This is a genomic window from Pseudomonas sp. P1_A1 (assembly GCF_056406935.1).
Genome location: NZ_JBFTZE010000011.1, coordinates 106,404 through 133,177, shown reverse-complemented (window position 1 = coordinate 133,177; position 26,774 = coordinate 106,404). Strand labels below are relative to the sequence as shown.

The 26,774-nt window shown below is 58.8% G+C and carries 25 protein-coding genes and 2 pseudogenes; 12 read left to right on the top strand and 15 right to left on the bottom strand.

All coding sequences use genetic code 11. The annotated features are described in order from the left end of the window. The first annotated feature begins 189 nt into the window (after positions 1-189). Entirely contained in the window at positions 190-1,830 is a 1,641-nt protein-coding gene (gene mqo, locus AC1D2Q_RS18065; protein ID WP_477814049.1) for a malate dehydrogenase (quinone), read from the top strand. 93 nt (positions 1,831-1,923) lie between these two features. Here the strand turns inward: mqo and AC1D2Q_RS18060 are convergent, their stop codons facing one another. The 7 genes from AC1D2Q_RS18060 to AC1D2Q_RS18030 form a co-directional block, all read right to left on the bottom strand. Then, positions 1,924-2,175, bottom strand: coding sequence for a hypothetical protein (locus AC1D2Q_RS18060; protein WP_477814048.1), 252 nt, complete (start codon positions 2,173-2,175; stop codon positions 1,924-1,926). A gap of 69 nt (positions 2,176-2,244) precedes the next feature. After that, positions 2,245-3,015, bottom strand: a complete 771-nt coding sequence (locus tag AC1D2Q_RS18055) for a sensor histidine kinase (protein ID WP_477814047.1) — start codon at positions 3,013-3,015, stop codon at positions 2,245-2,247. Next, the gene (locus AC1D2Q_RS18050) at positions 2,990-3,268 is read right to left on the bottom strand and encodes a hypothetical protein (RefSeq protein ID WP_477814046.1); all 279 of its coding nucleotides are present in this window, start codon (positions 3,266-3,268) and stop codon (positions 2,990-2,992) included. The genes AC1D2Q_RS18055 and AC1D2Q_RS18050 overlap by 26 nt, the downstream gene beginning before the upstream one ends. A 9-nt stretch (positions 3,269-3,277) precedes the next feature. Continuing rightward, the gene (locus AC1D2Q_RS18045; protein ID WP_477814045.1) at positions 3,278-4,753 is read right to left on the bottom strand and encodes an ATPase domain-containing protein; all 1,476 of its coding nucleotides are present in this window, start codon (positions 4,751-4,753) and stop codon (positions 3,278-3,280) included. Further along, positions 4,750-5,184 (bottom strand): hypothetical protein, encoded by a 435-nt coding sequence (locus AC1D2Q_RS18040; protein WP_477814044.1) that lies wholly within the window; start codon positions 5,182-5,184, stop codon positions 4,750-4,752. Before AC1D2Q_RS18040 ends, AC1D2Q_RS18045 begins: the two co-directional genes overlap by 4 nt. A 370-nt stretch (positions 5,185-5,554) precedes the next feature. Continuing rightward, entirely contained in the window at positions 5,555-6,784 is a 1,230-nt protein-coding gene (locus tag AC1D2Q_RS18035; protein WP_477814043.1) for a hypothetical protein, read from the bottom strand. 246 nt (positions 6,785-7,030) lie between these two features. Beyond that, positions 7,031-7,939: a LysR substrate-binding domain-containing protein gene (locus AC1D2Q_RS18030; protein WP_477814042.1), complete on the bottom strand. Its 909-nt coding sequence runs from the start codon at positions 7,937-7,939 to the stop codon at positions 7,031-7,033. Between the two features lie 108 nt (positions 7,940-8,047). Here AC1D2Q_RS18030 and AC1D2Q_RS18025 point away from each other — a divergent pair, with 108 nt between their 5' ends. Together AC1D2Q_RS18025 and AC1D2Q_RS18020 are read left to right on the top strand one after the other, a co-directional pair. Next, the gene (locus AC1D2Q_RS18025; RefSeq protein ID WP_204124335.1) at positions 8,048-8,422 is read left to right on the top strand and encodes a tautomerase family protein; all 375 of its coding nucleotides are present in this window, start codon (positions 8,048-8,050) and stop codon (positions 8,420-8,422) included. Between the two features lie 105 nt (positions 8,423-8,527). Further along, entirely contained in the window at positions 8,528-8,857 is a 330-nt protein-coding gene (locus AC1D2Q_RS18020) for a DHCW motif cupin fold protein (RefSeq protein WP_305411942.1), read from the top strand. 310 nt (positions 8,858-9,167) lie between these two features. On the opposite strand, the gene AC1D2Q_RS18015 is transcribed toward AC1D2Q_RS18020, so the two are convergent. Together AC1D2Q_RS18015 and katG are read right to left on the bottom strand one after the other, a co-directional pair. Further along, positions 9,168-9,599 (bottom strand): hypothetical protein, encoded by a 432-nt coding sequence (locus AC1D2Q_RS18015; protein WP_477814041.1) that lies wholly within the window; start codon positions 9,597-9,599, stop codon positions 9,168-9,170. 255 nt (positions 9,600-9,854) lie between these two features. Beyond that, complete coding sequence (gene katG, locus AC1D2Q_RS18010; RefSeq protein WP_477814040.1) at positions 9,855-12,152, bottom strand: catalase/peroxidase HPI; 2,298 nt, start codon at positions 12,150-12,152, stop codon at positions 9,855-9,857. A 492-nt stretch (positions 12,153-12,644) separates the two neighbouring features. Between katG and AC1D2Q_RS18005 the strand changes: the two genes are divergently transcribed. Together AC1D2Q_RS18005 and AC1D2Q_RS18000 are read left to right on the top strand one after the other, a co-directional pair. Then, a complete protein-coding gene (locus AC1D2Q_RS18005; protein ID WP_477814039.1) occupies positions 12,645-13,016 on the top strand; it encodes a hypothetical protein in 372 nt (123 codons plus the stop codon). 3 nt (positions 13,017-13,019) lie between these two features. Further along, positions 13,020-13,202 (top strand): DUF1289 domain-containing protein, encoded by a 183-nt coding sequence (locus AC1D2Q_RS18000; RefSeq protein WP_081626539.1) that lies wholly within the window; start codon positions 13,020-13,022, stop codon positions 13,200-13,202. Between the two features lie 7 nt (positions 13,203-13,209). Here AC1D2Q_RS18000 and AC1D2Q_RS17995 read toward each other — a convergent pair whose 3' ends face one another. Next, positions 13,210-14,103: a LysR family transcriptional regulator gene (locus tag AC1D2Q_RS17995; protein WP_477814038.1), complete on the bottom strand. Its 894-nt coding sequence runs from the start codon at positions 14,101-14,103 to the stop codon at positions 13,210-13,212. Between the two features lie 129 nt (positions 14,104-14,232). On the opposite strand from AC1D2Q_RS17995, the pseudogene AC1D2Q_RS17990 reads away from it, so the two are divergent. Together AC1D2Q_RS17990 and AC1D2Q_RS17985 are read left to right on the top strand one after the other, a co-directional pair. Continuing rightward, positions 14,233-15,624, top strand: a pseudogene (locus AC1D2Q_RS17990) (MFS transporter); the annotation flags it as partial. Continuing rightward, positions 15,620-15,883: pseudogene (locus AC1D2Q_RS17985) on the top strand (LysR substrate-binding domain-containing protein); the annotation flags it as partial. The pseudogenes AC1D2Q_RS17990 and AC1D2Q_RS17985, both read left to right, overlap by 5 nt. Here AC1D2Q_RS17985 and tcuC read toward each other — a convergent pair. Next, positions 15,880-17,181 (bottom strand): tricarballylate/proton symporter TcuC, encoded by a 1,302-nt coding sequence (tcuC, locus tag AC1D2Q_RS17980; RefSeq protein ID WP_477814037.1) that lies wholly within the window; start codon positions 17,179-17,181, stop codon positions 15,880-15,882. The pseudogene AC1D2Q_RS17985 and the gene tcuC sit on opposite strands and share 4 nt — an antisense overlap. A 90-nt stretch (positions 17,182-17,271) precedes the next feature. On the opposite strand from tcuC, the gene AC1D2Q_RS17975 reads away from it, so the two are divergent. Continuing rightward, complete coding sequence (locus AC1D2Q_RS17975) at positions 17,272-18,321, top strand: FAD:protein FMN transferase (protein ID WP_477814036.1); 1,050 nt, start codon at positions 17,272-17,274, stop codon at positions 18,319-18,321. Positions 18,322-18,528: 207 nt separating this feature from the next. After that, complete coding sequence (sthA, locus tag AC1D2Q_RS17970) at positions 18,529-19,923, top strand: Si-specific NAD(P)(+) transhydrogenase (RefSeq protein WP_095189133.1); 1,395 nt, start codon at positions 18,529-18,531, stop codon at positions 19,921-19,923. Positions 19,924-19,965: 42 nt separating this feature from the next. On the opposite strand, the gene AC1D2Q_RS17965 is transcribed toward sthA, so the two are convergent. Both AC1D2Q_RS17965 and AC1D2Q_RS17960 read right to left on the bottom strand, forming a co-directional pair. Next, a complete protein-coding gene (locus AC1D2Q_RS17965; protein ID WP_477814035.1) occupies positions 19,966-20,688 on the bottom strand; it encodes a glycerophosphodiester phosphodiesterase in 723 nt (240 codons plus the stop codon). Positions 20,689-20,701: 13 nt separating this feature from the next. Beyond that, on the bottom strand, positions 20,702-21,283 hold the full coding sequence (locus tag AC1D2Q_RS17960; protein WP_230172758.1) for a PilZ domain-containing protein: 582 nt from the start codon (positions 21,281-21,283) through the stop codon (positions 20,702-20,704). 94 nt (positions 21,284-21,377) lie between these two features. On the opposite strand from AC1D2Q_RS17960, the gene AC1D2Q_RS17955 reads away from it, so the two are divergent. From AC1D2Q_RS17955 to AC1D2Q_RS17945, 3 genes are all read left to right on the top strand, one after another. Then, positions 21,378-22,628: a lipoprotein-releasing ABC transporter permease subunit gene (locus AC1D2Q_RS17955; RefSeq protein ID WP_258673107.1), complete on the top strand. Its 1,251-nt coding sequence runs from the start codon at positions 21,378-21,380 to the stop codon at positions 22,626-22,628. A 7-nt stretch (positions 22,629-22,635) separates the two neighbouring features. After that, complete coding sequence (gene lolD / locus AC1D2Q_RS17950) at positions 22,636-23,319, top strand: lipoprotein-releasing ABC transporter ATP-binding protein LolD (protein WP_018928149.1); 684 nt, start codon at positions 22,636-22,638, stop codon at positions 23,317-23,319. 65 nt (positions 23,320-23,384) lie between these two features. Further along, positions 23,385-24,629, top strand: a complete 1,245-nt coding sequence (locus AC1D2Q_RS17945) for a lipoprotein-releasing ABC transporter permease subunit (RefSeq protein WP_477814034.1) — start codon at positions 23,385-23,387, stop codon at positions 24,627-24,629. Between the two features lie 118 nt (positions 24,630-24,747). Here the strand turns inward: AC1D2Q_RS17945 and AC1D2Q_RS17940 are convergent, their stop codons facing one another. Together AC1D2Q_RS17940 and AC1D2Q_RS17935 are read right to left on the bottom strand one after the other, a co-directional pair. After that, positions 24,748-26,094: a heavy metal sensor histidine kinase gene (locus AC1D2Q_RS17940; protein WP_477814033.1), complete on the bottom strand. Its 1,347-nt coding sequence runs from the start codon at positions 26,092-26,094 to the stop codon at positions 24,748-24,750. Next, on the bottom strand, positions 26,094-26,774 hold the full coding sequence (locus AC1D2Q_RS17935) for a heavy metal response regulator transcription factor (protein ID WP_064616953.1): 681 nt from the start codon (positions 26,772-26,774) through the stop codon (positions 26,094-26,096). The genes AC1D2Q_RS17940 and AC1D2Q_RS17935 overlap by 1 nt, the downstream gene beginning before the upstream one ends.

Sequence of the window (26,774 nt, the reverse complement as noted above, 5' to 3'; positions counted from 1 at the left end):
CAATAATGATAAGAAGTCAGTGCACGAGGGACATATAACTGAGGTCGATGGAGACACGTCGGCCTTGTGTGCCCACCTTCAAATCTTTCTGAATGCAGAAACCCGCGGCACGCTGCCTGCGTACCCGTGAACCTGGGTTGCTCATGAATGAGGGTTGGAGGCGGATGGCGTTTATCATAGGTGCTACAGATGTTTAAGAAACTGAACACGGCCCTGCTGGGGCTGGCTTTGTCGATGGGGATCACGTCCGCTTACGCGGAGGCAAAGAAAGTTGATGTGCTGCTCATTGGCGGCGGCATCATGAGTGCAACGCTGGGTGTATGGCTCAATGAGCTGGAACCCGACTTGTCGATGGAAATGGTCGAGCGCCTCGATGGCGTCGCCTTGGAAAGCTCCAACGGCTGGAACAACGCCGGTACCGGTCACTCCGCCCTGGCCGAGTTGAACTACACCCCGGAAGACGAGAACGGCAAAGTTCAGATCACGAAAGCCGTTGAAATCAACGAAGCCTTCCAGATCTCCCGTCAGTTCTGGGCCTGGCAGGTTCAGCAAGGCGTGCTGAAGAACCCGCGTTCGTTCATCAACTCCACTCCGCACATGAGCTTTGTGTGGGGCGATGACAACATCAAGTTCCTGAAAAAGCGCTACGAAGCCCTGCAAGCGAGCCCGCTGTTCGCCGGCATGCAGTACTCCGAAGATCCGGCTGTGATCAAGAAGTGGGTTCCGCTGATGATGGAAGGGCGTGACCCGAACCAGAAAGTCGCGGCCACCTGGAGCCCGCTCGGTAACGACATGAACTTTGGCGAGATCACTCGCCAGTTCGTCGCGCACCTGCAAACCACGCCGAAGTTCGACTTGAAGTTGTCTAGCGAAGTGCAAGACATCACCAAGAACGCAGACGGCAGCTGGCGCGTCAGCTACAAGAACCTGAAAGACGGCACCAAAACCGAAACCGACGCCAAGTTCGTGTTCATCGGCGCGGGCGGCGGTGCACTGCACCTGCTGCAGAAGTCCGGCATTCCTGAAGCCCAGGAATACGCAGGTTTCCCGGTTGGCGGCTCGTTCCTGGTCACCGATAACCCGGCCATCGCCGAACAACACCTGGCCAAGGCCTACGGCAAAGCCTCCGTTGGCGCACCGCCAATGTCGGTTCCGCACCTGGACACCCGTGTCCTGGACGGCAAGCGCGTCATTCTGTTTGGCCCATTCGCGACCTTCAGCACCAAGTTCCTCAAAGAAGGCTCGTACCTGGACCTGCTGAGCACCACCACCACGCACAACGTGTGGCCAATGACCCGCGTCGGCATCAAGGAATATCCACTGGTCGAGTACCTCGCAGGCCAATTGATGCTGTCTGACGAAGACCGCATGAATGCCCTGAAAGAATACTTCCCGAACGCCAAAGCCGAAGACTGGCGCCTGTGGCAAGCCGGCCAGCGCGTGCAAATCATCAAGCGTGATGAAGCCGCCGGTGGCGTGCTGAAGTTGGGTACCGAAATCGTTGCTTCCGCTGACGGCACCATCGCCGGTTTGCTGGGCGCATCGCCAGGCGCATCGACTGCCGCACCGATCATGCTGACCGTGCTGCAGAAAGTGTTCAAGGACAAGGTTGCCACCCCAGCCTGGCAGGAAAAACTGCACCAGATCGTGCCTAGCTATGGCACTCAGCTGAACAACAGCCCTGAGAAAGTGGCTCAAGAGTGGGCTTACACCGCCAAGGTGCTGGAGCTGACTCCGCCGCCGGTGATTGGTCAGGCAGCGGCTCCTGCTGCTCCGGCTGAGAAGCCTAAGGCTGTGAAAGAGAATGCTGCGACGGATATGGCTTTGTAAGTAGAAGCGTAATCGGAAAGCCCACTGAACCGGTGACGGTCAGTGGGCTTTTTTGTGGGCGAAAGATCAAAAGATCGCAGCCTTCGGCAGCTCCTACGAGTTCGTGGTGTTTGCGTGTCGTGCCCTGCGCAGATATCGCCGATACAAAACGACACCCATGACAACCGAAAGCAACCCAACCCCCGCATTACCCAAAAGCCAAATTGCAAAGTTCCGACTTTGGTCTGCCTCATTCTCGTAGAACGGCCCAAAGTAGCCAGACACTGCCACGAATATCAAGTTAAACGCCCCGACGGCCAGGGCAACAATAAGAATGACGAACAACGCCCCTTTAATAGTTTTCATATGACCTTCCAAAGAGAGCTTGATCCAAATACAAGCAGTAGTTTTCTGTCGATCAGCTCTAAAGAAGCATCAATGGCTCACCAGCGGCAGCATCACCACGAACTCACTTCCCTTACCATTCCCCTCGCTCGTGACGGTGACCTTGCCCCCGTGTGCTTCGACCAGCTCCCGAACGACGGTCAACCCAATGCCCAAGCCGGAGCCGTTGAAACCTATGGCGTGTTCGTCTTGAACATAAGGGTCAAAAATAAAAGGGAGTGCTTTAGCCGAAACGCCGATTCCATTGTCGGAAATACTTATCTTCAGAACGTCGGTCTCTACCGTGGCAGACAGCTTGATTCTGCCTTCGGCCGGAGTGTACTTGGCCGCATTCGCCAGTAGATTGTGGAGAATCTGAGCGAGGCGTCCTGAATCACCATTCACCATCAAGGTGCCATCTGGAAGATGGACGTCGAACTGCTGCTGTTGCGCGATCATCACAGGACTACACGCATCAACAGCCTCAATCAGAATTTGCATCATGTCGACATCGCGGCGATTGATTCGCAGCTTGCCCGTGCTGGCGCGGGAGACGTCGAGCAGATCGTCGACCAGCTGCGAAATATGCTGTACTTGACTCTCAATCAACTCACGCATTCGCGGCAGTTGGTCGCTAGGCAGTCGAACCATACGCTCTGCAATCATGCTGATAGGTGTTAACGGATTTCGCAGCTCATGGGCCACCATCGCCAGTACGCTTTTCTGCTGGCTCAATGCGCGCTCGGCTGTAGCCTGAAGGTCTTGAGCGCTGAGCGCAGCCATTACCAGCTGCGCATTAGCCTCGCGCAATTGCTGGTACAAACGCTGCTCCTCCAGACGAGGGGGGGGGGACAGCGTCTGATTGCGCCAAGAGTATCGCCAGTACCAGCTGCTGATTGGCCTCGATCACTTGCTCGACCTGCTGGGTATCCACCAACCGGCTGCTGGCGTCGCTCAACTGTTTTTGCAGTGCTGCCAGTACGGCGCGCGCTTCAACAGTCTTTTGTCCAAGCAGGAAGAGTTCGTGAGCAGCATTGGCCATCTCACGCTCATTCTTGCCACCGGCTTTACTCATGAGTCGGGCTCAAACATTTTTATCCCCTGTACGTACCGCTCCTGAACGTTGTTTTGTCGGTCGACCACCGAGCAGCCCCTCCTGGTCCGGCAGCATTTCGCCGATCTGGAGGCCGTTATCGTCGATGTGGTACTGGCGCAACTGATCTGAATGGGCGCTGGCTCGGACCTTGACCACGGCCATGATCCGCAACAAGCGGCTCTCTACTTCAATATAGCGCTGAACGATGATCGCATCGGTGAGAAAGGCGGTGCCGTAAGGACTGAACCGCAGATCGGTGTAGCGGTCTTCCAGCTCGGAGGTCATCAACACACTGACCCCGGCGCCGGTCAGCGCGGTGACCATGCGTGACAGCGACTCGCGGAAGTCCTCGCGGAAGGTCGGCGCCAGCGCCAGTTCGAAGCCCGACAGCGAATCGATGACAACGCGAGTGGCTTTCAGCCGGGTGATCTCGCTCAACAGCAACTGCACGATTTCGTCGATGGAGAGGTCCGGGGCCCGGCTGTCCACCAGACCGACCTGGCCCCTCTGGATCAGGCCGGCGAGGGTGGCATTCTGGGAGTGATTGGGCCGCTGTTCGAACACCGCGATCACGCCGGTTTCGCCATTGCGCGCGCCTTCAGCGAGAAATGTCGCGGCCAGAATGCTTTTGCCCGAGCCCGACGGCCCGGCTACCAGCAAGGAATAACCACGGGGCAGGYCGCCGCCGAGCATCTCGTCGAGCTGCGGCACGCCCATCTTCAGGCGCTTGATAGGGAACTCCAGCGGCGCTTCAACCGGGTTGGGTGCCGCTGGAGCAAAGACCTTGATCCCCGACGTCGCGATGCGGAAGGTATGCAGCCCCGGCAGTGTCGGTTGGCCGCGCATCTTCATGATTTCCATCTTGCGTACCATGGAGTTGCGCTGGACGCTTTGACGTAGCCAGATCAGGCCATCGGCCACGGTGAAAATCGGGTTGGTGTCGGTTTCGGTGAAATATTCGCCGATCAGGAAGGTCGTCGCCTGCCAGGTGGTCATCAACATGCCCAGTTGCTGAACGAACTGCGGCAGGTTGTTGTTGGGGTTGTCCTGGGTTTGGCTGGCCAGCACCACCGAACGGAACGAGTCGACGAACACCAGTGACGGAGAGTGTGCCTCCACCTCGCTGACGATGCGCCGCAGCACTTCGTCCAGATTTCCGGCGAGGGTATCGTTAGCCAGGTTGATATAGCGAATCGAATGGTTGATCGCTTCATTGTCGAAAAAGTCGAATTGCTGTTGATAGCGCAGCATCTTCAGCGGCGGCTCGCCAAGCACCGTAAAGAACAGCGCCGGACGTTCGGGCGTCGCCAGGGCAAACATCATCTGGTGAGCGAGGGTAGTCTTGCCGCAGCCGGGAGGGCCGGCGATCAAGTTGAACGAAAACTCCGGCAAACCTCCGCCCAGCACTTCGTCCAATCCTGGCACGCCGGTGGCCAAGCGGTTGATAGTCACTTTGGTGCTCATGGCGAATTTTCCTGCGATGGGGTGTCGCTCAAAGAAGGTTCCCACACGTCACGAAGCAACCGTGCGGTGAGCGAGGGCCCGATCAGCGTGGTCAGCAGTTCGTAGAAGGTGATCAGCATCACTTCACCGAAAAACAACGCATCGGCTTCGCTTTGTTCAACGAGTACGGATTTGAGGGCAGCCAGATCCAGCGCGGCCTGCACGCGGTCATAGGTACCGGCCAGGCGCGGATGAGCACAAGCGCACAGCTGGAGGCTGCGGCGGTACAGCGCGGCAACCCCTTGCGGCCCAATGATGGGCGTGAGGGCTGCTTCCATATCCTGCAAGGTTGAAACGATCGCCTGGGCGACCCTTGCAATGTCAGCGTCGGGGCCAACACGGTGCGCCAGAGAAGCTACGATCTGGCGGCTCTCTTCGCTTAGCGTGGGCATGACTGACTAATATCTGATGGACAGAGCCTGATGGTACACCCTATCTCGAGTTTATCGAGGCTCAGTCTGAGGCAGCGTTGCAAAAGTCGTCTGATTAGGTTTTTGGGGTCATAGCGGATTGCCAGCGCTTGGGCAGATCTGCCCCGACCATGGGGTGTACATTCCCCCCTATCGGGTGCCAGCCTTTCGCTATTTCTGTTGAGTCGCGGGGCGAACCGGCATCGCTTGGAAACCCGGGGGTACGGCGAAGTCTGGGCCGGCCGCTTCAATGTCGTCCATTCATCCATTGCTCTGCCTCTACCTTGCTTTGAGGTTGATAGCGTCTTGGCGCGGCTTTATATCCGGTACGTGAAGCCGCATTGCCAGTCGCTCACCGTAAGTTTGCTTTTACCCTCTTCAAACATTCATCCATTGCTCTTTCTTGCACTGCCGATACCTTGATTTGAGGTTGATAGCGTACCGGGATGGCTGTATATCCGGTGCGTGAGGCGGCATTGCCTGTCGATCCCTGTAACTTTGCTTTTTCCTCCTTCAAGCATTCATCCATTGCTCTTTCTTGCTCTGCCGATACATCCATTTGAGGTCTGCTGGTGTCATAACTTGGCGCGTCGTTTTTAATGGTGTCATCCTTCAATGGCTCCAATGAGCTAGTAATGCTGCTTGAACTGTTATCGTCTGTTTTAGTTTCAGTCGCAGCCTGGCTTGAGTTCTGACTGACAGGGTTTTTACTCGATGTAACGGTGTTTGCGGTGGGGGTCTCACTAGCTGTGCCAGGTTTCAGAGGGCGGGTAGCGGGAGCGGAGACGGTGTCTACTCTAACGGTTGGCTTGTTTTTCTTCGTCGATTTATTACTATTTTTTTGCGTTTTCTTAGCCATTGAAAAAGCAGAGTTTAGTTCTTTTTTGTTCATGTGAATGAGACTATCGATCGGCACATAGCTAATAATTTGGTTGGGTTTTCTTTTAATATTTGAATTATAAAATTTCACTTGCTTCTGCGTTAGCTGGATATCGGCAACAGGCGACAATCGAATGAGGCCAAAAATCGCCTCGCGAGCAATAGCATATGTCAGTTGATCAAGGCTGTAAGAAAAACTATTGCTGGTTTCTGGTATGGCAGAGGGTGGAGCTATTAATTCAATGGCGCTCTCGTGCTTGGAAAGTATTTTTCCTGACACTAAATCTTTATATGTGTAAATAACATTGCTTTTTGATCGAGCTCCACTCCGGGCGTTGCTTGTAGATACTGAAGATACTTCTGTGCTTATTTCAATGCGGCCGCTGTAATTTCCAAATTCGATAAAGCGATCACTGTTATGGATTTCTTTCTGGGTCGCATTCTTGATACTATTACCCCAGTTTGACATTTGTAATTCGTCTGAAATGTTCTTGTCTATATCTGCATTTTCTTTAATTTTTATTTCTGCAGGAAGCACAATAATGTCTATGTTGTATGCAAGGTCATAATAGTCAATATCAGGAACAATGCTCTTATTTCTTTCGCTTGTGATTTCTGAATGATTGCTGATGCCGGCGCAACTCGTTACTCCAAAAAAGCTAAAAACCAGCACGAGTAAGGCAGTTGTTTTTTTTATCGACATGTTACCCTCCCATAATTATTGATTAAGGGCTTGTTTTGTCGCTGACGCATAACAGTGATTAGGCCGAATTCGCCGATAACGGAATAATAGAGGTCTCTGGGTAAGTCTGCGCTACCAATGCCGACTTTTTTAAAACTCTATATAAATCATAGGGCTATGTTTCACACTCACCCCCTCAGCTGTAATCGCGCGATTTCTGTTTTTTGACGTCAATATCCTGTTGGGTCAGGTTGATCCGCAGGCTCGTTAGTTATTCGCTACCGTCTCGGGGACTCCGCCAGCGATACTGAACGACTGCTCTTCCAGACTCGTTTGTATCAACGCAGCCAATTGTCGGGTGGCAGGCGCCAAGTGTTCTGCTCCTCGATAAAGCACATAGCCGAGGGTCGGCAGCGGGGGTAGACCGGCAATAACGGCAAGATGCGCTGGCAGTCCAATGCGGGTTCGCACTGTGAGGCCTAAACCGGCCGCAACGGCCGCCCAGATTCCACCAACGCTGGGGCTGGTCAGCGCGATTCGCCAGGGAATCTGCATTTCATCCAGTGCCTGGGTGGCCGCGCTGCGCAACACGCAAGGGGCGTCGAACATGATCAATGGCAGGGGGGAATCGACAGAGCCGTTGATGGGGGGCGCGTCACGAGGCCCGATCCAGTGCATCTGCGTTTCACCCAGGTGCGTGGCGTAGGGGGACTTGTGCCCTGTGTCCCAAGACAGGGCCAGGTCCAGGCCACCGCTGTCGATCAATGCAAGCAGTTCGGTATTACGCGCGATCCTGACTTCGAGGCTCACCATCGGGTACATCTTGATGTAGCGTCGCAGAATGTCGCTGAGAAAGTGTTCGCCAAAGTCTTCCTGAAGCCCCAGGCGTACCGTGGCGGCAGTCTGGCTTTCGTGCAGGGTCTGGAAAATGCTGTCGTTCAGTTCAAGCAGTCGGCGTGCATGGCTGAGCAGGGTTTCACCCACCGGCGTCAACACCAGCCCTCGACCGGATTTTGACAGCACTGGCGTACCTACCTGTTCCTCAAGCTTCTTGAGTTGTGCGCTCACGGCAGACGTCGAGCGATTGAGGCGATCCGCCGCCTTGGCAAAGCTGTTGAACTCCACGCCGGTCACGAAAGTACGCAGCACATCAAGATCGAAGGTCGGACGGCGCATCGAATCATCCATTAATTCGGGACTAAGGCCGCTATTAAATCTGATATTCGGAATGATCGCGACTTGATAGTTTTTCCCGGTCAGTTGGATTTTCAGGAGTAGGTCTTAATGCCATTTGCCCGTATTTCACTGCACCGGGGAAAGTCTGCCGAGTATTTACAGGCCCTCTCACAAGGGCTGCACGACGCCTTGGTAGAAAGCTTCGAAGTGCCGATGGCCGACCGGTTCCAGGTCATTCACCAACATGAAGTGGGCGAACTGATCTTTGACCCCAACTACCTGGGCGGTCCGCGCAGCCATGACTTTGTGCTGATCGCGATTACTGCCGGTCGCCCTCGAGACATCGAGACGAAACAGCGTTTCTATCGCAACCTGGTCGAGAGACTGGGCCGAGCGCCGGGCATCGATTCTGAGGACGTGATGGTGGTGATTACCACGACCGCGGCAGATGAGTGGTCGTTTGGTGGTGGGCGGGGCAACTAGTTTTTGCTCTCCAGCCTGTATTCCGTAAATGCGGGCTATCTGTGTCTATCGGCAGCGTGGCCCGATTGATAGGGTCCGTACTCACTCCACGTTGATGAGGCAATAATGGACCTTACCGCCATCCCCTTTGGGACTACCGATTGGTCGAAGATCGAACCGGTCGAGCATGCCGGCCAGACGGGCATGGCCTATTGGCGGACCTGCCAGTTTGGTTCGATACGTGTACGGATGGTTGAATACAGCCCCGGATATCTGGCCGATCACTGGTGCTGGAGAGGTCATATCCTGTTGTGCCTGGAAGGCGAGTTACACACAGAACTGGAAGATGGCCGCCAGTTCACGCTGACTGCCGGAATGAGCTATCAGGTGGGCAACGATGCTGAGGGGCATCGCTCGTTTACCACTAGCGGTGCGAAGTTGTTCATTGTGGATTGATGCATCGGATCTGATCCGTATTTTTCTTGGCTATCTGCATCTGTAATGGGATCAGCCCGCGGCTCACAATGACGGCACGATCAGCAGTGGCGGTAACCGCTGCACCGCATACTCATAGCGTAGGAGGCCCCATGGGCAAGATGGCGATTTTCCTGGGTGGATTTCTGGTGTTGACCATTTTGATTGGTGCGCTGGCCACGATCTCTCCCGTTTAGTCTCGTCCTGCGATCAGCAAAAAGCACAACGCCTCCACACTGGGAGGCGTTGGTTTTCTTCGGACAAGCTGATGGCAGGGGGAATCAAGACCGCTTCAATGAATATGCTTGGAATAGGCCGCCTTGAGTGCCTCGGATACAAGGGCAATCAGTATCGGGGTAGAGCTGGACTGCATGTCTCTGCCGATGTCAATTCGCCGCTCCAGCACTTTGCCAGCGTATTTGGATGCCTGGCCTTCAGACGTGAGTGATAAAAGCTCTTCTTCAGTAAAAGACTTCTCATAAGCCGCAGCAAGATTTTGATTCCATTTCGGCTGGTACTGCGGAAGTAGCGCGTCAATTTCGCTCGATACGGCACTGTGTGCTTTTTCACTCCCTAACTTTTCAATGAGCATCGCAAAGGTTTGCGTTTTCTTCGCCGCCAACAGTGCCAGTGTTGGCAGGCTGTCACCCACATGGGTTTGAGCAACAAAAGCGAGCGCTGTCTTATGCGCAAGTACTTCAGCCGTGACCGTGGTGGACAACACGATGGGCGCTACGAACGCGACTGCGACACACAAAGACCTCATCAATTGATCTGGCTCCTTCGGTTCGCCACGTCGGTGATGCGCCACTGCGATCGGTGGTTTAATCGCAATGACACAGACAACCCTAGTTGGGAAAAACCTTTGTCGCTAGTGCTTCGGTTCCACTTGGGATTGAGCCTGAGGGCCAAGCAATAAAAAGCCCACTGAACCAGTAACGGTCAGTGGGCTTTTTTCACGCTGGATTGAGCGCCAGCATCACCTCAGATCAAACCGATCCAGATTCATCACCTTGACCCAGGCCGCCACGAAGTCTTTCACAAACTTCTCCTTCGCGTCGTTGCTGGCATAAACCTCAGCCAACGCCCTCAGCTGTGCATTCGAGCCAAACACCAGATCAACACGCGTCCCCGTCCATTTGAGATCGCCGGTTTTGCGGTCGCGTCCCTCAAACTCTTCATTGGTCTCCGACACTGGTTTCCATTCCACGCCCATGTCGAGCAGGTTTTTGAAGAAGTCGTTGGTCAACGCTCCAGGTTGCTTCGTGAACACGCCGTGTTGGGTTTGGCCGACGTTGGTGTTCAGCACGCGCAGGCCACCAATGAGCACGGTCATTTCTGGCGCGGTGAGGGTCAGCAGTTGCGCCTTGTCGATCAGCAGGGCTTCGGCCGGTACGCTGTAGCGGGTTTTGAGGTAGTTACGGAAACCATCGGCAGCGGGTTCGAGGTAGCCGAAGGATTCAACGTCCGTTTGCTCTTGCGAGGTGTCCATGCGTCCCGGTGTGAAAGGCACCGTGATGGTATGGCCGGCGTTTTTTGCCGCTTGTTCGACGCCGGCGCAACCGGCCAGCACGATCAGGTCGGCCAGGGAGATTTTCTTGCCGCCGGTTTGCGCGCTGTTGAACTCGTTCTGGATGCTCTCGAGTTTCGCCAGCACGCTTGCCAGTTGCTCAGGCTGGTTGACCTGCCAGGATTTCTGCGGGGCCAGACGCAGGCGTCCGCCGTTGGCGCCGCCACGTTTGTCGGAGCCGCGGAAGGTGGAGGCCGCTGCCCAGGCGGTCGACACCAGTTGCGAGACGCTCAGGCCGCAGGACTGGAGTTTGCCCTTGAGTGTGGCGACATCGCTGTCGTTGACCAAGGCATGGTCGACCGGTGGGATCGGGTCTTGCCACAGGAGTACTTCGTTGGGCATTTCCGGGCCGAGGTAACGGGAGAGGGGGCCCATGTCGCGGTGGATCAGTTTGAACCAGGCGCGGGCGAAGGCGTCGGCCAACTGGTCCGGATTGGCGAGGAAGCGCCGCGAAATCGGTTCATAGATCGGGTCGAATCGCAGCGACAGGTCTGTGGTCAGCATGGTCGGATTACGCCGCTTGGACGGGTCGTGAGCATCCGGAATGATGCCCGCGCCGGCACCGCCTTTCGCCGTCCACTGGTTGGCACCCGCCGGGCTCTTGGTCAGTTCCCACTCGAAGCCGAACAGGTTTTCCAGGTAGTTGTTGCTCCATTTGGTGGGCGTGGTGGTCCAGGTCACTTCCAGGCCGCTGGTGATGGTGTCGCCGCCTTTACCGCTGCCGAATTTGCTCTTCCAGCCCAGGCCCTGTTGTTCGAGACCAGCGGCTTCGGGCTCGGCGCCGACGTTGTCGGCAGGGCCGGCGCCGTGGGTTTTGCCGAAAGCGTGGCCGCCAGCGATCAGCGCCACGGTTTCTTCGTCATTCATTGCCATGCGCCCGAAGGTTTCGCGGATATCTATCGCGGCAGCGACCGGGTCCGGTTTGCCTTCCGGGCCTTCCGGGTTGACGTAGATCAGGCCCATTTGCACGGCGGCGAGCGGATTCTCCAGGATGCGTCCGCCCTCGGTGCGGCTGTCCTCATTTTCCCCCGGCTCAGCGACGAGAGGGCCTTCGCCGGGTTCTTGCATGGGTTCTTTTTTGTCTTTTTCGTAGCGGGTGTCACCTGCCAGCCACTTGTTTTCGGTGCCCCAGTAGACGGCCTCATCCGGTTCCCAGACGTCTGGCCGGCCGCCGGAAAAGCCAAAGGTCTTGAAGCCCATGGACTCCAGTGCGACGTTGCCGGTGAGGACGATCAGGTCGGCCCAGGAGATGTTGCGACCGTACTTTTGCTTGATCGGCCAAAGCAGCCGGCGCGCCTTGTCGAGGCTGACGTTGTCTGGCCAACTGTTGAGCGGTGCGAAGCGTTGCTGACCGGAGCCGGCGCCACCACGACCGTCACCGACGCGGTACGTACCGGCGCTGTGCCAGGCCATGCGAATAAACAGCGGCCCATAATGGCCGAAGTCCGCAGGCCACCAGTCTTGCGAGTCGGTCATCAGTGCATGCAGGTCTTGCTTGAGTGCCTGAAAGTCCAGATTTTTGAACGCTTCGGCGTAGTTGTAACCCTCGTCCGTGGGGTCGGACAGCCGCGAGTTCTGGTGCAGGATCTTCAGATTCAGTTGGTCGGGCCACCAATCGCGGTTCGTCGTGCCACCGCCAGCGGCGGCGTGATTGAACGGGCATTTCGATTCATTTGCCATGTGTGCGCTACCTTTGGTCGTGTTCATCCGGCTATCCGGCCCGGGGTTGGGCACGCAATAGCGACGAGCGGAATCAATGACATAGGCTGCAGCCGTGCGATCAATTGATCGTCGTGGTCATACGGGAAATCCGGATAGCGGCAATCGAGTTGCCAGCACGGTGGCCCACGGCAAGCCTAGTACGTTTCCTGACTCATTCGTATCTCTTCTCAGGTCTCAACCGGCCGGCTGACGCCAGCGCTCCAGTAAGGTTAGACGCCTATAAAGCAGTCAGCTAATAGGGGGAGTATTGGGGGGTGATAGGGATAGTCTTTTATCTGAGTCGTCGAGATGGAGCCGATCAAAAGATCGCAGCTTTCGGCAGCTCAACACAAAACCTGTGCGTGGCTTGCCCGCGAAGACGACAGCGCAGACGCAGAAGCTTCCAGATCAACCCGAATTCAGGACTGCTCCACCGTTTTTCGCTGAACGGTATCGTATGATGGACCTTTCCGTTGACGCCACCCAAGGACCCACCCGATGTCTTTAAGCAAACGCGATCAGGCACACCTCGAGCGTCGCCTGGTCGCCACTCTGACCGAGGCGTGCGAAACAGCCAAAGCGGAAATAGTCGGGTTTTGCTGGTTGACCCACGAAATCGATTACGAGGTTTTTCCTTCCAGCCTGCGGGTGATTTGGGTCTTCGATACCCAGGCCCATAAGGATCAGGCGCTGGCGAGCGGGCAGGGCGAGCGCATGGTTGAACTGACGGCCTTAGCATTAAATGAAGCGGACGTTCTCGTCATCCCGGTCGCGGCCCATGTGCAGTTTGATTCTGAGGAGCAATGTCAGCGCGCCAATGGCGGCAACTGGCAGCAACGCCTGGCGCCCAAACGCTCGACGCGAGGTTGAGCCGTGGCCAAGGATATCGAAAATCCGTGTATTTCCGTTTGCCAGTTGAGTGGTGAGCTGTGTGTCAGTTGTGGTCGCACCAAGGACGACATCAGAAAATGGAAGCGCATGAAGCGTCCGGAAAAAATGGCGGCGGCGCAGCGTGCTAGTGTGCGGTTGAAGGGGCTTCAGAAAAGGAAGGGTTGAGGGTTCCTCAGGGCTGCGCACAAACCTCTCGAACACATTCACGCAGCCAGCGATGCGCCGAGTCGGCATCCATCCGTGGGTGCCAGAGCATCGAAATGGTGATCGGCGGCAGCTCGAACGGCAGCTCGAAACTGTGCAGGCCGGTGCGCAGGTTTTGGGTATGTCGGGCGGGCACGGTGGCGATCAGGTCCGAGGCGCGAGCCAGCGCCAGCGCGGCCGAGAAACCGCCGACGACGGTGATGATTTCCCGCTGCAGTCCCAGCGCTTCCAACGCTTCATCCATCGGCCCCTTATCGAGCCCGCGCCGTGAGACCAGGATGTGCCGGCCAGCGGCGTAATGGGAGGCGCTGACCTCGCGTTGGCTCAGCGGATGCCCCGTGCGAACGACGCCCACGAAACGATCCTCAAACAATGCACGGGTGCGCACTTCCGGGCTGGTCGTGCCGCCGACCACACCGGTTTCCAGGTCAACGGTACCGTCGCGAAGTGCGGCGCTGTCCTTGCTCAGCTTCTGCACAAAGTGCAAACGCACGCCGGGGGCTTCCTCACCGGCGCGGGCGATCAGCGCCGGGCCGAAGTTTTCGACGAAACCGTCACTGGTGCGCAGCGTGAATGTTCGAACCAGTTGCTTGAGGTCGAGCTGTTCGGCGGGGCGCAAAACCGCTTCGGCGTCTTGCACCAATCGACTGACGTGTTCGCGCAATTCGAGCGCTCGGGGCGTTGGCACCAGGCCGCGTCCGGCCCGGACCAGCAGCGGGTCGCCCGTGGTTTCGCGCAACCGCGCCAACGCCCGGCTCATGGCCGACGGGCTCAGCCGCAGTCGTTGGGCGGCGCGGGCGACGCTGCCTTCGGCGAGCAGCACGTCCAGGGTAATCAGCAGATTGAGATCGGGAGTGGTCATGCCGCAACGTTAGCACGGCGCAGGGCTGACATGGCGTCAAACGCATCTATCAAGTGCAAATGCTGCGCCTTCCGCCTTGTCACACGCGGGCATACGCTGCTGATCTACCTTTCAGACGGTGGCCAGATAATGAAATCCATCACTCAATCAGGTTCGGTGCGCTGGGCGCTCGCCAGCCTTTCGCTGTCGATGCTGATGCCTTCACTCGACACCAGCATCGCCAATGCAGGCTTGCCAACGTTGGCCGAGGCGTTCGATGCTTCCTTCCAGCACGTGCAGTGGATTGTGCTGGCGTATCTGCTGGCGATCACCACGCTGATCGTCAGCGTCGGACGGCTTGGCGACATGCTCGGCCGTCGGCGTTTGCTACTGGTGGGCATCGCCATTTTTACCCTGTCATCGCTGGCCTGCGGTGTCGCGCCGTCGCTTGGGTGGCTGGTCGGCGCACGGGCGGTGCAGGGGCTTGGGGCGGCGATCATGCTGGCGCTGACCGTGGCGTTTGTCGGTGAGACGGTGCCGAAAGCGCAGACCGGCAGCGCCATGGGGTTGCTCGGAACGATGTCGGCGATCGGCACCACGCTGGGGCCGTCGCTCGGTGGGATGTTGATTGCCGGCGTTGGCTGGCAGGCGATTTTTCTGATCAACATACCGCTGGGTGTGCTGAATATCTGGCTCGCGTATCGCTATTTACCGGCGGATGTTCGGCGAGTGAAAGCGGGGCGGGTGGGGTTCGACAAGGCCGGCACGTTGCTGCTGGCGCTGACGCTCGCAGCGTACGCGCTGGCCATGACGATCGGGCACGGTGATTTTGGACCGCTCAATATCGCGCTGCTGCTGGCGGCTGTTTTCGGCGTTGGGCTTTTCATCTTCGTTGAGGCCACGGTCGCATCGCCATTGATCACATTAGCGCTGTTCCGCCAACCGGGATTGAGCGCCAGCCTGGCCATGAGCGCGCTCGTTTCGACGGTGATGATGGCGACGCTGGTGGTCGGGCCGTTTTATCTCTCGGGTGCGCTTGGCCTCGGTACGGCACTTGTCGGTTTCGCCTTGTCGGTCGGCCCGTTGGTGGCTGCATTGAGCGGCGTGCCGGCCGGTCGCCTGGTGGACCGTTTTGGCACTCGGCGCATGACCCGTCTCGGACTCGCGACAATGGCGCTCGGCGCGAGTGCTTTATCAATGATGCCAGCGGGGTTCGGCCTCCTCGGTTACCTCGCGCCTATCGCGGTGATCACGGCCAGCTACGCGTTGTTTCAGGCGGCCAACAACACCGCGATCATGACCGACATCCGCCCGGACCAGCGCGGCGTGATTTCCGGCATGCTCAGCCTGTCGCGCAATCTCGGCCTGATCACTGGAGCTTCGGTGATGGGTGCTGTGTTTGCGCTTGCTTCGGCGACGACAGACATCACCACCGCGTCTGCCGCAGCCGTCGCCAGCGGCATGCGGATAACGTTTGCCGTCGCCGTGGCACTGATCATCCTGGCCCTTGCTGTGGCCCTGTTGCCGAGGGTTTCGGACTGTGACCTCGAACGATGGCGAAGCGTTGCTCGCTGCGGCCAAGGCCGGCGTCGGTATCCTGGGCGCCGGCGAGTGGCTGATGAGCCGGGAGATTGCCAACGGTCAGTTGGTGCGCGTTCTGCCGGCGTGGGATCTGGAAGCCCAGAGCGGGATTTATCTGGTACGTGCGTCAGTCGCGTTCACACCGGCGACGCTCATGGCATTCAAGACATGGCTTGAGACCAGATTCGCAGAGGGGCCGCCTTGGCTGCATGCCTTTTAGCGAGCGCCGCCGACGATCTGCGCTTGCGCCGTGCGCAACGCATGCCGATTGCCACGGAACAACACCAGTGTCGCGATCAGCCCCAGCACCGCCGCGCCACTGAGCCAGATCCCCGGCGCTGCCTTGTTGTCCAGCACATGGATCAGGTACGTACAGGCCGCCGGGGTGAAACCACCGAACGTTGCGGTCGCCAGGCTGTAGGCCAGGGAGAAACCGGTCGTACGCACTTCCACCGGCATGATCTCGGTCAGGGCCACCACCATGGCGCCGTTGTACGAGCCATACAGGAACGACAGCCACAACTCGACGATCAGCAGATGGCTGAAGCTGGGATTCGCCACCAGCCATGACAGCGCCGGATAAGCCGTGAGGATCGCCAGAATCGTCGCACCCAGCAGCAGGGGTTTGCGTCCGATCTTGTCGGAAAGCGCGCCCATCACCGGCAACCAGAAGAAGTTCGACAGGCCGATGCACACCGTCACCAGCAACGCATCCAGATCCGACAGATGCAGCTCGGCTTTGCCGAAGGTCGGGGTGTAGGCGGTGATCAGGTAGAACGACACCGTGGTCATCACCACCAGCGCCATGCCAGCGAGGACAATGCCAAAGTTCTGACCGATCGAGCGGACGATGTCCCGCAGGGTAGGGCGGTGTTTACGCGCCTGGAATTCCGGGGTTTCTTCCAGCGAACGGCGGATCACGAAGATCGCCGGCACGATCATGCAGCCGATCAGGAACGGCACGCGCCAGCCCCACTCACCCATTTGGTCGGGGCTCAGCCAGTGGTTCAAACCCACGCCGAGCAGGCCGGCGAATACCACCGCGGCTTGCTGGCTGGCGGACTGCCAACTGACGAAGAAGCCTTTGCGACCCGGTGTGGATATTTCGGCGAGGTACACCGACACACCGCCCAGTTCCACGCCCGCCGAGAAGCCTTGCAAAAGGCGGCCGAACAATACGATCAGCGGCGCCGCGACGCCCAGCGTGGCATAACCCGGCACACCGGCAATCAGCACTGTGCCGGCGGCCATCATCGCCAGCGTGATGATCAGGCCTTTGCGGCGGCCGTGGCGGTCGATGTAGGCGCCGAGGAAAATCGCCCCCAGTGGACGCATCAGGAAACCGGCCCCGAAAGTGGCCAGAGACAGCATCAGGGAAGCAAATGCGCTATCGGCGGGAAAGAAGGTTTTGGCAATGGCCGTGGCGTAAAAGCCATAGACCATGAAGTCGAACATTTCGAGAAAGTTACCGCTGACAACGCGAAAAATCGCTTTGCCTTTGCTCGTGCTGGAAGACATTTGTAGATACTCACTCTGGTAAGTCTTGTTTGAGAGCGCTGAACCTGTGGGCATGAGCCGACCTCGCTCCCATGCGCTCTGAAGCCCATAATGGCGGGCGCGGTTTTGAGGGGAGATGAAGATTTGTTAACTGGACGGTGGGGCGGACTTGTGGTGCTGGCCGGCATTTTGTCCGGTTGCGGTAACGGCGACAGCCTGGAACGATTCGACGGCCCGACCATGGGCAGTCGCTATTCCATTCAATACGTAAGGCGTGCCTCCACGCCCGGGCCGAAAGCGGTGCAGGCCGAAGTGGAAAATATCCTCGCCGAAGTGGATCGACAATTCTCGACTTATCGCAGCGACTCGGACATCGAGCGCTTCAATAATTTGCCCGCCAACCACTGTCAGAAAATGCCCACGCCGATCCTTGAATTGATCCGCGTCGGCGAGCAATTGTCTTCGCAAAGCGAAGGCTCCTACGATCTGACGGTGGAGCCGCTGCTCAACCTCTGGGGATTTGGCCCGCAGGCGCGCGAGGAAAAAGTCCCGAGTGCCGAAGCGCTGGCCGAGGTGCAGCAACGCGTCGGCCACAGTCACTTGCGCATTGACGGTGACCAGTTGTGCAAGGATGCCGCGGTCGAGGTCGACTTCAACAGCATCGCTGCCGGTTACGCGGTTGACACGATTGCCGCCAGACTCGAAGCGCTGGGCATCCACGACTACCTCGCTGAAGCCACCGGCGAACTCAAGGCCGTCGGCAAAAAACTCGACGGCTCACCGTGGCGCATCGCCCTGGAAGAACCCCGTGATGATCAGCAAGTGGCCGAGCGCATCATTGCTGTCGACGGCTACGGCGTGTCCACCTCCGGTGACTACCGTAACTATTTCGAGCAGGGTGGCCGACGCTATTCCCACACCTTCGATGCCCGCACCGGAACACCGGTCCTACACACCCTGGCGTCAGTCACGGTGATTCATCCTTCAGCGTTGATGGCCGATGGCTTATCGACGATGTTGCTGATTCTTGGCCCTGAACGGGGTTGGGACTATGCCCAAACGCATGACATTGCTGCATTCTTTGTGATTCGTGCCGATACAGGTTTTGTCACACGCACCAATCAGGCTTTTGAGCGCCTGGCCGGTGAGAAAACCGAGTGATTGCGGCTGCAAAAGCGTTTTTTGATGGCTTTGTAGTGCAGGCAAAACTAGCCTACGACGCGACCAAGGGTTAATGTGCGCGGCGTTGACGCTTCTATAGACTGTGTCCGGGTTCTGCACTGGCCCCAAATTGTTCCTTCACGTCGCCGATCGGCGTGATTTAGCCGCAGGCGCCGAAGGTGCCGCGGCCTGTTCTGAGGAGTACGCATGGCTGTCTACAACTACGATGTGGTGGTGTTGGGTTCCGGCCCGGCGGGAGAAGGCGCGGCAATGAACGCCGCCAAGGCAGGGCGCAAGGTGGCGATGGTCGATAGCCGTCGCCAGGTCGGCGGCAACTGCACCCACCTGGGCACCATCCCGTCCAAGGCCTTGCGTCACTCGGTCCGGCAGATCATGCAGTTCAACACCAACCCGATGTTCCGGGCCATTGGTGAGCCGCGCTGGTTCTCGTTCCCGGACGTGTTGAAGAGCGCTGAAAAAGTCATCTCCAAACAAGTCGCCTCGCGCACCGGCTACTACGCCCGTAACCGCGTCGACGTGTTCTTCGGCACCGGCAGCTTCGCCGACGAGCAAACCATCGAAGTCGTCTGCGCCAACGGCGTGGTTGAAAAACTGGTGGCCAAGCACATCATCATCGCCACCGGCTCGCGTCCTTATCGCCCGGCGGACATCGATTTTCATCACCCGCGTATCTACGATAGCGACACCATCCTCAGCCTCGGCCACACCCCGCGTAAACTCATTGTTTACGGCGCCGGCGTGATCGGTTGCGAATACGCCTCGATCTTCAGTGGTCTGGGTGTATTGGTTGAACTGGTGGACAACCGTGGTCAGTTGCTGAGCTTCCTCGACTCGGAAATTTCCCAGGCCCTGAGCTACCACTTCAGCAACAACAACATCACGGTTCGCCACAACGAAGACTACGACCGCGTCGAAGGTGTCGACAACGGCGTGATCCTGCACCTCAAGTCCGGCAAGAAGATCAAGGCCGACGCCTTGCTCTGGTGCAACGGCCGTACCGGCAACACCGATCAGCTGGGTCTGGAAAATATCGGCGTGAAGGTCAACAGCCGTGGCCAGATCGAAGTCGACGAGAACTACCGCACCTGCGTACCGAACATTTATGGCGCCGGTGATGTGATTGGCTGGCCGAGCCTGGCCAGTGCCGCCCACGACCAGGGCCGTTCGGCCGCTGGCAGCATCGTCGACAACGGCAGCTGGCGCTTCGTCAACGACGTGCCGACCGGCATCTACACCATTCCGGAGATCAGCTCGATCGGCAAGAACGAGCAGGAGCTGACTCAGGCCAAGGTGCCGTACGAAGTGGGCAAGGCATTCTTCAAGAGCATGGCGCGTGCGCAGATCGCCGGCGAGCCGCAAGGCATGCTGAAGATCCTGTTCCACCGCGAGACGCTGGAAGTGCTGGGCGTTCACTGCTTCGGTTATCAGGCGTCGGAGATCGTGCACATCGGTCAGGCGATCATGAACCAGCCGGGCGAACTGAATACCCTGAAGTACTTCGTCAACACGACGTTCAACTACCCGACCATGGCCGAAGCCTATCGGGTAGCGGCGTACGATGGCCTCAACCGGCTTTTTTGAGCGGCTCCGGCCGGTGGCCTGAGCCGGCCGGGGAGACCGATTTCAGCAATTCTCGAGCGTGGCGGTGGCCAAACCGGGAAAGTCTGTAATCAGGCTGTCAACGCCGAAGTCGGCGAGCCTGCGCATCAGCGCGGGCTCGTTGACTGTCCACACCGACACATGCAACCCCTGACGCTGCGCCTTCTGCAGGCGTTCCGGCGTACACAGGGTCCAGTTCAGCGCCAGCATCTCACAACCATAGTTTTGCGCGACCTTCAACGGGTCGAGCCAGGCGTACTCGGCCACCAGTCCGCGAGACACGTCCGGCACCAGGTCCAGCGCGGCTTTCAACACTTCACGTGAACTCGAGGTAATCGTGACTTTGTCCCGCATGCCGAAACGCTGGGCCATTTCGCGAATCGCCAGCACGGTGGTTGCGGCACGGGTGCGTGAAGCACTTTTGACTTCCAGTTGCCAGTGCTCGAAATCGCATTGCTCGAACAATTGTTCCAGCGTTGGAATCGGGCAGGGCTTGATCCAGCCCGGGCCGCCCTTGCGCGCGTCGTAAGTCATCAGTTCCGCAGCCGTGTGTTCGGCCACTTTGCCGCGGCGGTCGGTGGTGCGTTTGAGGGTCGGGTCGTGGATCACCATCAACTCGCCGTCCATGGACAGGTGCAGGTCCAGTTCGCAGCGGCGCACGCCGTGCTTGAGGCATTGCTGAAAGCTGGTCAGGGTGTTTTCCGGTGCTTCGCCCTTGGCGCCGCGATGGCCGTAGATGAGAGTCACGGTTCTTCCTTAATTAATGGCCGGTTTCGTTTTGTTCGCGCGCCAGGCGTCGTTCTTGTGCCTGTCGCTGCAAGATGTAGCGGGCCAGCAGTTGTCGCTGGGCATCGGACAGGTATTCGAACTCGGTGCCGACGTCGTAGCCGCCGCCCTTGCGGTCGCAATGGGTGACGCGGGCCCGCAGCAACAGGCCGAGGGCTTGTGGCATCAGCACCAGCTTGACCGACAGGTGCGCGCCGACGGCAATGGGCGTCGGATGCTGAAAGTCGATGCCGCCTTCGGAGATGATCACCGGCTGCGGTTCGCCGATCTGTCCGAGCACGGTCAGGGCGACCACCTGGCTCAGCAGATCGATGCGTTTGTTCTGTGATTTCAGGAATGCGGCGATGGTCCTGTCGCGTTCGTTGATCTGGCGCAACAGGTGTTGCGACTCGAATTCGCTCAGGTGCAGTTCGCTGAGCAGGTTGAATAGCGGGGAAGCATCCTGCAACACTTCCTGGCCTGCGGCTTCGGGAGCAGACAGGGGCCGAATTTCCAGTGCGATCGTGTCCTCGATACGGTAGTATTCGCGGCGATCTTCTTCATCTAATGTCGACATGGCGAACCCATGGTAGCGGCGGTGGTCTGAGTGTAAAGCTGGTTATCGACCCCCGCCACAAGGACGTTCCTTTTCCCTCCGAACAAGCCCCGACATGTTCAGACCTCTCTTCGTATTTATCGGCACGCGTTATACCCGTGCAAAACGTCGCAATCATTTTGTGTCATTCATTTCCCTGACCTCGATGATCGGACTCGCCCTCGGCGTGGTCGTGATGATCGTTGTGTTATCGGTCATGAACGGCTTCGATCATGAAATGCGCACCCGCGTGCTGGGCATGGTGCCCCACGCGACCATCGAGTCCGGCGAGCCGATCAGCGACTGGCAAAGCCTGGCCGCCAAGGTCAAGCAGAATCCGCAGGTGGCGGCGGTTGCGCCCTTCGTCCAGATGCAGGGCCTGCTGACCAACAACGGCAAGGTTTCCAAAGTGCTGCTCAATGCCATTGACCCTGTGCAGGAACGGCAGGTGTCGATCATTGATAACTTCATGCAGCAGGGCAAACTCGACGACCTGGCGCCGGGCAGTTTCGGCATCGTCATCGGCGACAAGGCGGCAGCCAAGCTCGGCGCGGCGGTTGGCGACAAGCTGACGTTTGTCGCGCCGGAAGTCACCGTGACCCCGGCCGGGATGTTCCCGCGCATGAAACGCTTTACCGTGGTCGGCATCTTCCATGTCGGCGCCGGTGAGCTGGACGGCTATCTGGGCCTGACCAATCTGCAGGATCTGGCCAGGTTGCACCGCTGGCAACCGGATCAGGTCCAGGGCCTGCGACTGAAGTTCGACGACCTGTTCCAGGCGCCGCGCACCGCGTGGACCATCGCCCAGCAACTTGGCGAAGACAAGTACTACGCCCGCGACTGGACCCGTACCCACGGCAACCTGTATCAGGCGATCCGCATGGAAAAAGCCATGATCGGCCTGCTGTTGCTGCTGATTGTCGCCGTTGCTGCGTTCAACATCATTTCCACGCTGGTGATGGTGGTAAACGACAAGAAGGGCGACATCGCGATTCTGCGCACCCTGGGCGCCACGCCGGGCTCGATCATGGCGACGTTCATGGTCCAGGGTACGGTCATTGGCGTGGTCGGTACGCTGATCGGCGCCGTGGTCGGGATCTTCGCCGCGCTGAACGTCAGCGCCGCGATCTCGGCCCTTGAAGGGCTGATCGGCCACAAGTTCTTGAACGCCGACGTGTATTTCATCGATTACCTGCCGTCGCAAGTGCAGAGCCAGGACGTGTTGATGGTCTGCGCCGCCGCGTTGGTCCTGAGTTTCCTCGCCACCCTGTATCCAGCCTGGCGTGCCGCGCGCACCCAGCCTGCGGAGGCGCTACGTTATGAGTGAGTCGGGCATGAGTGATAAAGCAATCTTGAGCTGCCGCAACCTGGGCAAATCCTACGTGGAAGGCCCGGAATCGGTAGAGGTTCTGGCCGGTCTGCAACTGGAACTGCATCCGGGCGAGCGCGTGGCGATCGTCGGTACGTCGGGTTCGGGCAAAAGTACCTTGCTCAACCTGCTGGGCGGCCTCGATACGCCGACCAAGGGCAGCGTCTGGCTGGCCGGTGAAGAACTCTCGGCATTGAACGAAAAGGCCCGTGGCCTGTTGCGCAACCGGTCGCTGGGTTTCGTTTACCAGTTCCACCACTTGCTGCCCGAGTTCACCGCGCTGGAAAACGTCTGCATGCCGCTGCTGATCGGCAAGACCGCGATCCCGGAAGCGCGTCAGCGTGCGACGGCGTTGCTGGAGCGGGTAGGGCTGGGCCATCGCCTGGAGCACAAACCGGCGGAATTGTCCGGTGGCGAACGCCAGCGTGTGGCCATTGCCCGCGCCCTGGTGAACAAGCCAGGCCTGGTGATGCTCGACGAGCCGACCGGCAACCTCGACTCCCACACCGCCCAGGGCATTCAGGATTTGATGCTGGAACTCAGCACCTCGATGCGCACGGCGTTCCTGGTGGTGACCCACGACATGAACCTGGCTCGCCAGATGGATCGCGTCCTGCATTTGCAGGAAGGTTGCCTGACCCCCATCTGATTGGCTGAAACCCGGCACACTGAACAGTGTGTCGGGTCTTTTATTTTTATACGGTGCCCCAGCGAATGTTCAGACCGTTATCGATCTTTATCGGCACGCGCTATACCCGCGCCAAGCGCCGCAATCGCTTTGTTTCCTTCATCTCGATGACCTCGATGATCGGCCTCGCCCTGGGCGTGCTGGCGATGATCGTGGTGCTGTCGGTGATGAACGGCTTCCAGCGCGAAATGAGCTCGCGCATCCTCGGCATGGTGCCCCACGCGACCATCGTCGGCGTGAACCCTATCGACGATTGGCAGCCGGTGGCCGCCGCGGCGATGAAGAATCCTGAAGTCACCGCCGCCGTGCCATTCACCGAGATGGAGGGCATGCTGTCTTACAAGGGCACCATGCAGCCGATCCAGGTCAGCGGGGTCGATCCGGCGCTGGAAAGCAAGGTCTCGATCGTTGCCAAGCACATTGTTCAGGGGCGTCTCGATGCCTTGAAGCCGGGCGAGTTCGGCGTGGTGATCGGCGAGATCACCGCGCGGCGCTTTCGCTTGAACGTCGGCGACAAGATCACCCTGATCGTGCCGGAAGTCAGCAATGCACCGGGTGGCATCACCCCGCGCATGCAGCGGCTGAACGTGGTGGGCGTGTTCAAGGTCGGTGCCGAACTGGACGGTTCGATGGCGCTGATCCACATGGCCGATGCCGCGCAAATGCAGCACTGGCAACCGAATCAGGTGCAGAGCGTGCGCCTGGCGGTGAAGGATCTGTACGCCGCGCAGCAAGTCTCGAGCGACATCGCGACCGGTCTGGGCGCCGCCTACAAGGCTGACGACTGGACCCACACCCAGGGCAGTCTGTTCAGCGCGATGAAAATGGAAAAAACCATGATCGGCCTGCTGTTGCTGATGATCGTCGCCGTGGCGGCGTTCAACATCATCGCCACCCTGATCATGGTGGTGAACGACAAGGGTGCGGACATCGCGATCCTGCGCACCATCGGCGCCACACCGCGGCAGATCATGGCGATCTTCATGGTGCAGGGCACGGTGATCGGGATTGTCGGCACTTTGATCGGTGGCGTGCTGGGCGTGATCGCGGCGTTGAACGTCAGTGAACTGGTGGGCTGGATGGAGCGGGTCAGCGGGCAGCACATCTTCAGTTCCGATGTGTACTTCGTCAGCAACTTGCCGTCCGAATTGCAGGGCGCGGATGTGCTGTTGATCTGTTCCGCCGGTTTCATCATGAGCTTTCTGGCGACGGTTTATCCGGCGTGGCGGGCGGCGAAAGTCGAGCCGGCTACCGCGTTGCGGTATTCGTAAGCCCCCAATGATCGTTCCCACGCTCCGCGTGGGAATGCCTCAACGTACGCTCTGCGTTCGGCTCTTGGTGTGACGCAGAGCGTCACTGGCTGCATTCCCACGCAGAGCGTGGGAACGATCAGGTTCGTGGCAACTCAATCACAAATCGCGTCCACCCCTGAGCCGATTCGCAACGAATCTGCCCGCCATGGGCGCGGATGATCGACTGGGTGATCGCCAATCCCAATCCCGCATGCTCACTGCTGCCTTCACGGCGCGCGGGGTCTGCCCGGTAGAAACGGTCAAACAAACGCGGCAACAGGTCCTCGGAAATCCCTTCACCACTGTTTTCAACGGTCAGGCTCAAGCCTGCCGGTTGCTCGACAATCTTTACCCGCACCTCACCACCGGCCGGGGTAAACCGCAACGCATTGTCCAGCAAATTGGACAGTGCCCGGCGCAACATGCTGCGATCGCCCTGCATGCTCGCGTGGCCGTCACGACTCAACTTCACCCGGGCGTCCTCGGCCAGCGGCGCGAAAAACTCCAGCAGCACATCCGCTTCTTCCGCCAGGTCCAGCGGTTCGCGCTTGGGCATCAGCAAACCGTGGTCAGCCTTGGCCAGGTACAACATGTCGTTGACCAGTTGCGCCATCCATTGCAGCTCTTCGAGGTTGCTGTGCAGCGCCTCGCGGTAATCCTCAAGGGGGCGAGGGCGGGTGAGGGTGACTTGGGTGTGGGTCAGCAGGTTCGACAGCGGTGTGCGCAGTTCATGGGCGATGTCGGCGGAGAAGGCCGAGAGCCGCTGAAAAGAGTCATCGAGGCGTCCGAGCATGGCGTTGAAGCTGTGGGCCATTTCCGCGAGTTCCGGCGGCATGTCTGCTTCCGGCAGGCGGGCGTTGAGCGATTGCGCCGATACGCCGCTGGCGACCGCGCTCATGCGCAGCAACGGACGCAAACCACTGCGCGCCGCCCAGGCACCGAGCAGGGCGGTGGCCAGGGCCGAGAGGCCGACCGTCAGCCAGATCAGGTGCTGCATGCGCTGCAGAAAGTGTTGGTGATGGGTGATGTCCAGCAACAAGGTCAGTTGCGGTGAGTCGGGTTTGTCGAGGAACAGCGGCGCATTCAGGACGCGGTAGTCGGTGCCGTCATCACTTACCGTCGACAGGCCTGGTTTGCGCGGTAAATCTTTGGGTAAGCGGGCCGAGCTGTCATACAAACGTTGGCCGTCACTGCTAATGATGCGCAGCGAAAGATCGGCTTGTCGGCTCAATTCATCGGCCAGCCTGGCTTCAGTTTCGCTGGACTTAATGTCATCCAGAGCCCGGCGTAAACCAATCAGCTTGCCATCCAGCAACTGCTGGTCCAGCTCAATAAAGTGCGCCTCGCTGGCGCGGCTGAACAACACTCCTGCGAACAACGACACCACTGCAGTGCAGGCGGCAAACAGCAAGGCCAGACGGCTGCTTAATGAAAGTCGGCGCATCAGGCGGGGCGCTCTTCAAGGACGTAACCCATGCCACGTACGGTGTGAATCAACTTGTTCGGGAAATCGTCGTCGATCTTCAGGCGCAAACGGCGGATCGCCACTTCGATCACGTTGGTGTCGCTGTCGAAATTCATGTCCCACACCTGGGACGCGATCAGCGACTTGGGCAGAACTTCGCCCTGGCGCCGCAGGAGCATTTCCAGCAGGGCGAATTCCTTGGCGGTCAGGTCGATGCGCTGACCGTTACGCTCGACCCGGCGACGGATCAGGTCCAGGCGCAAATCGGCCAGTTGCAGGCTGGTTTCCTGGGGCGTGGCGCTGCCGCGACGCAGCAGGCTGCGAACCCGAGCCAGCAGTTCGGAGAAGGCGAAAGGTTTGACCAGATAGTCGTCGGCGCCCAGTTCCAGGCCGTGGACTCGGTCCTCCACCGCGTCTCGTGCGGTCAGAAACAGTACCGGCGTGTCCAGGCCTGCGCTGCGCACCGCTTGCAGAATCTGCCAGCCATCGCGCCCAGGCAGCATCACATCGAGAATCAACAAGGCGTAATCGCCGCTCAAAGCCAGTTGCTGGCCAGTGGTGCCGTCTGCCACCAGTTCGGTATTGAACCCGGCCTCGGTCAGGCCCTGGCGCAGGTAATGGCCGGTTTTCGGTTGGTCTTCGACGATCAGCAGTTTCAT

Coding starts and splice junctions, on each gene's coding strand:
- AC1D2Q_RS18025 (WP_204124335.1), top strand. CDS start 8,048: ATGCCATTTGCCCGTATTTCACTGCACCGGGGAAAGTCTGCCGAGTAT.
- AC1D2Q_RS17935 (WP_064616953.1), bottom strand. CDS start 26,774: ATGAAACTGCTGATCGTCGAAGACCAACCGAAAACCGGCCATTACCTG.
- AC1D2Q_RS17995 (WP_477814038.1), bottom strand. CDS start 14,103: ATGACCACTCCCGATCTCAATCTGCTGATTACCCTGGACGTGCTGCTC.
- mqo (WP_477814049.1), top strand. CDS start 190: ATGTTTAAGAAACTGAACACGGCCCTGCTGGGGCTGGCTTTGTCGATG.
- AC1D2Q_RS17945 (WP_477814034.1), top strand. CDS start 23,385: ATGTTCAGACCGTTATCGATCTTTATCGGCACGCGCTATACCCGCGCC.
- AC1D2Q_RS18050 (WP_477814046.1), bottom strand. CDS start 3,268: ATGAGTAAAGCCGGTGGCAAGAATGAGCGTGAGATGGCCAATGCTGCT.
- AC1D2Q_RS18030 (WP_477814042.1), bottom strand. CDS start 7,939: ATGCGCCGTCCGACCTTCGATCTTGATGTGCTGCGTACTTTCGTGACC.
- AC1D2Q_RS17960 (WP_230172758.1), bottom strand. CDS start 21,283: ATGTCGACATTAGATGAAGAAGATCGCCGCGAATACTACCGTATCGAG.
- tcuC (WP_477814037.1), bottom strand. CDS start 17,181: ATGTCTTCCAGCACGAGCAAAGGCAAAGCGATTTTTCGCGTTGTCAGC.
- lolD (WP_018928149.1), top strand. CDS start 22,636: ATGAGTGATAAAGCAATCTTGAGCTGCCGCAACCTGGGCAAATCCTAC.
- katG (WP_477814040.1), bottom strand. CDS start 12,152: ATGAACACGACCAAAGGTAGCGCACACATGGCAAATGAATCGAAATGC.
- AC1D2Q_RS17940 (WP_477814033.1), bottom strand. CDS start 26,094: ATGCGCCGACTTTCATTAAGCAGCCGTCTGGCCTTGCTGTTTGCCGCC.
- AC1D2Q_RS18035 (WP_477814043.1), bottom strand. CDS start 6,784: ATGTCGATAAAAAAAACAACTGCCTTACTCGTGCTGGTTTTTAGCTTT.
- AC1D2Q_RS18005 (WP_477814039.1), top strand. CDS start 12,645: ATGTCTTTAAGCAAACGCGATCAGGCACACCTCGAGCGTCGCCTGGTC.
- AC1D2Q_RS18040 (WP_477814044.1), bottom strand. CDS start 5,184: ATGCCCACGCTAAGCGAAGAGAGCCGCCAGATCGTAGCTTCTCTGGCG.
- sthA (WP_095189133.1), top strand. CDS start 18,529: ATGGCTGTCTACAACTACGATGTGGTGGTGTTGGGTTCCGGCCCGGCG.
- AC1D2Q_RS18020 (WP_305411942.1), top strand. CDS start 8,528: ATGGACCTTACCGCCATCCCCTTTGGGACTACCGATTGGTCGAAGATC.
- AC1D2Q_RS18060 (WP_477814048.1), bottom strand. CDS start 2,175: ATGAAAACTATTAAAGGGGCGTTGTTCGTCATTCTTATTGTTGCCCTG.
- AC1D2Q_RS17955 (WP_258673107.1), top strand. CDS start 21,378: ATGTTCAGACCTCTCTTCGTATTTATCGGCACGCGTTATACCCGTGCA.
- AC1D2Q_RS17975 (WP_477814036.1), top strand. CDS start 17,272: ATGGCGGGCGCGGTTTTGAGGGGAGATGAAGATTTGTTAACTGGACGG.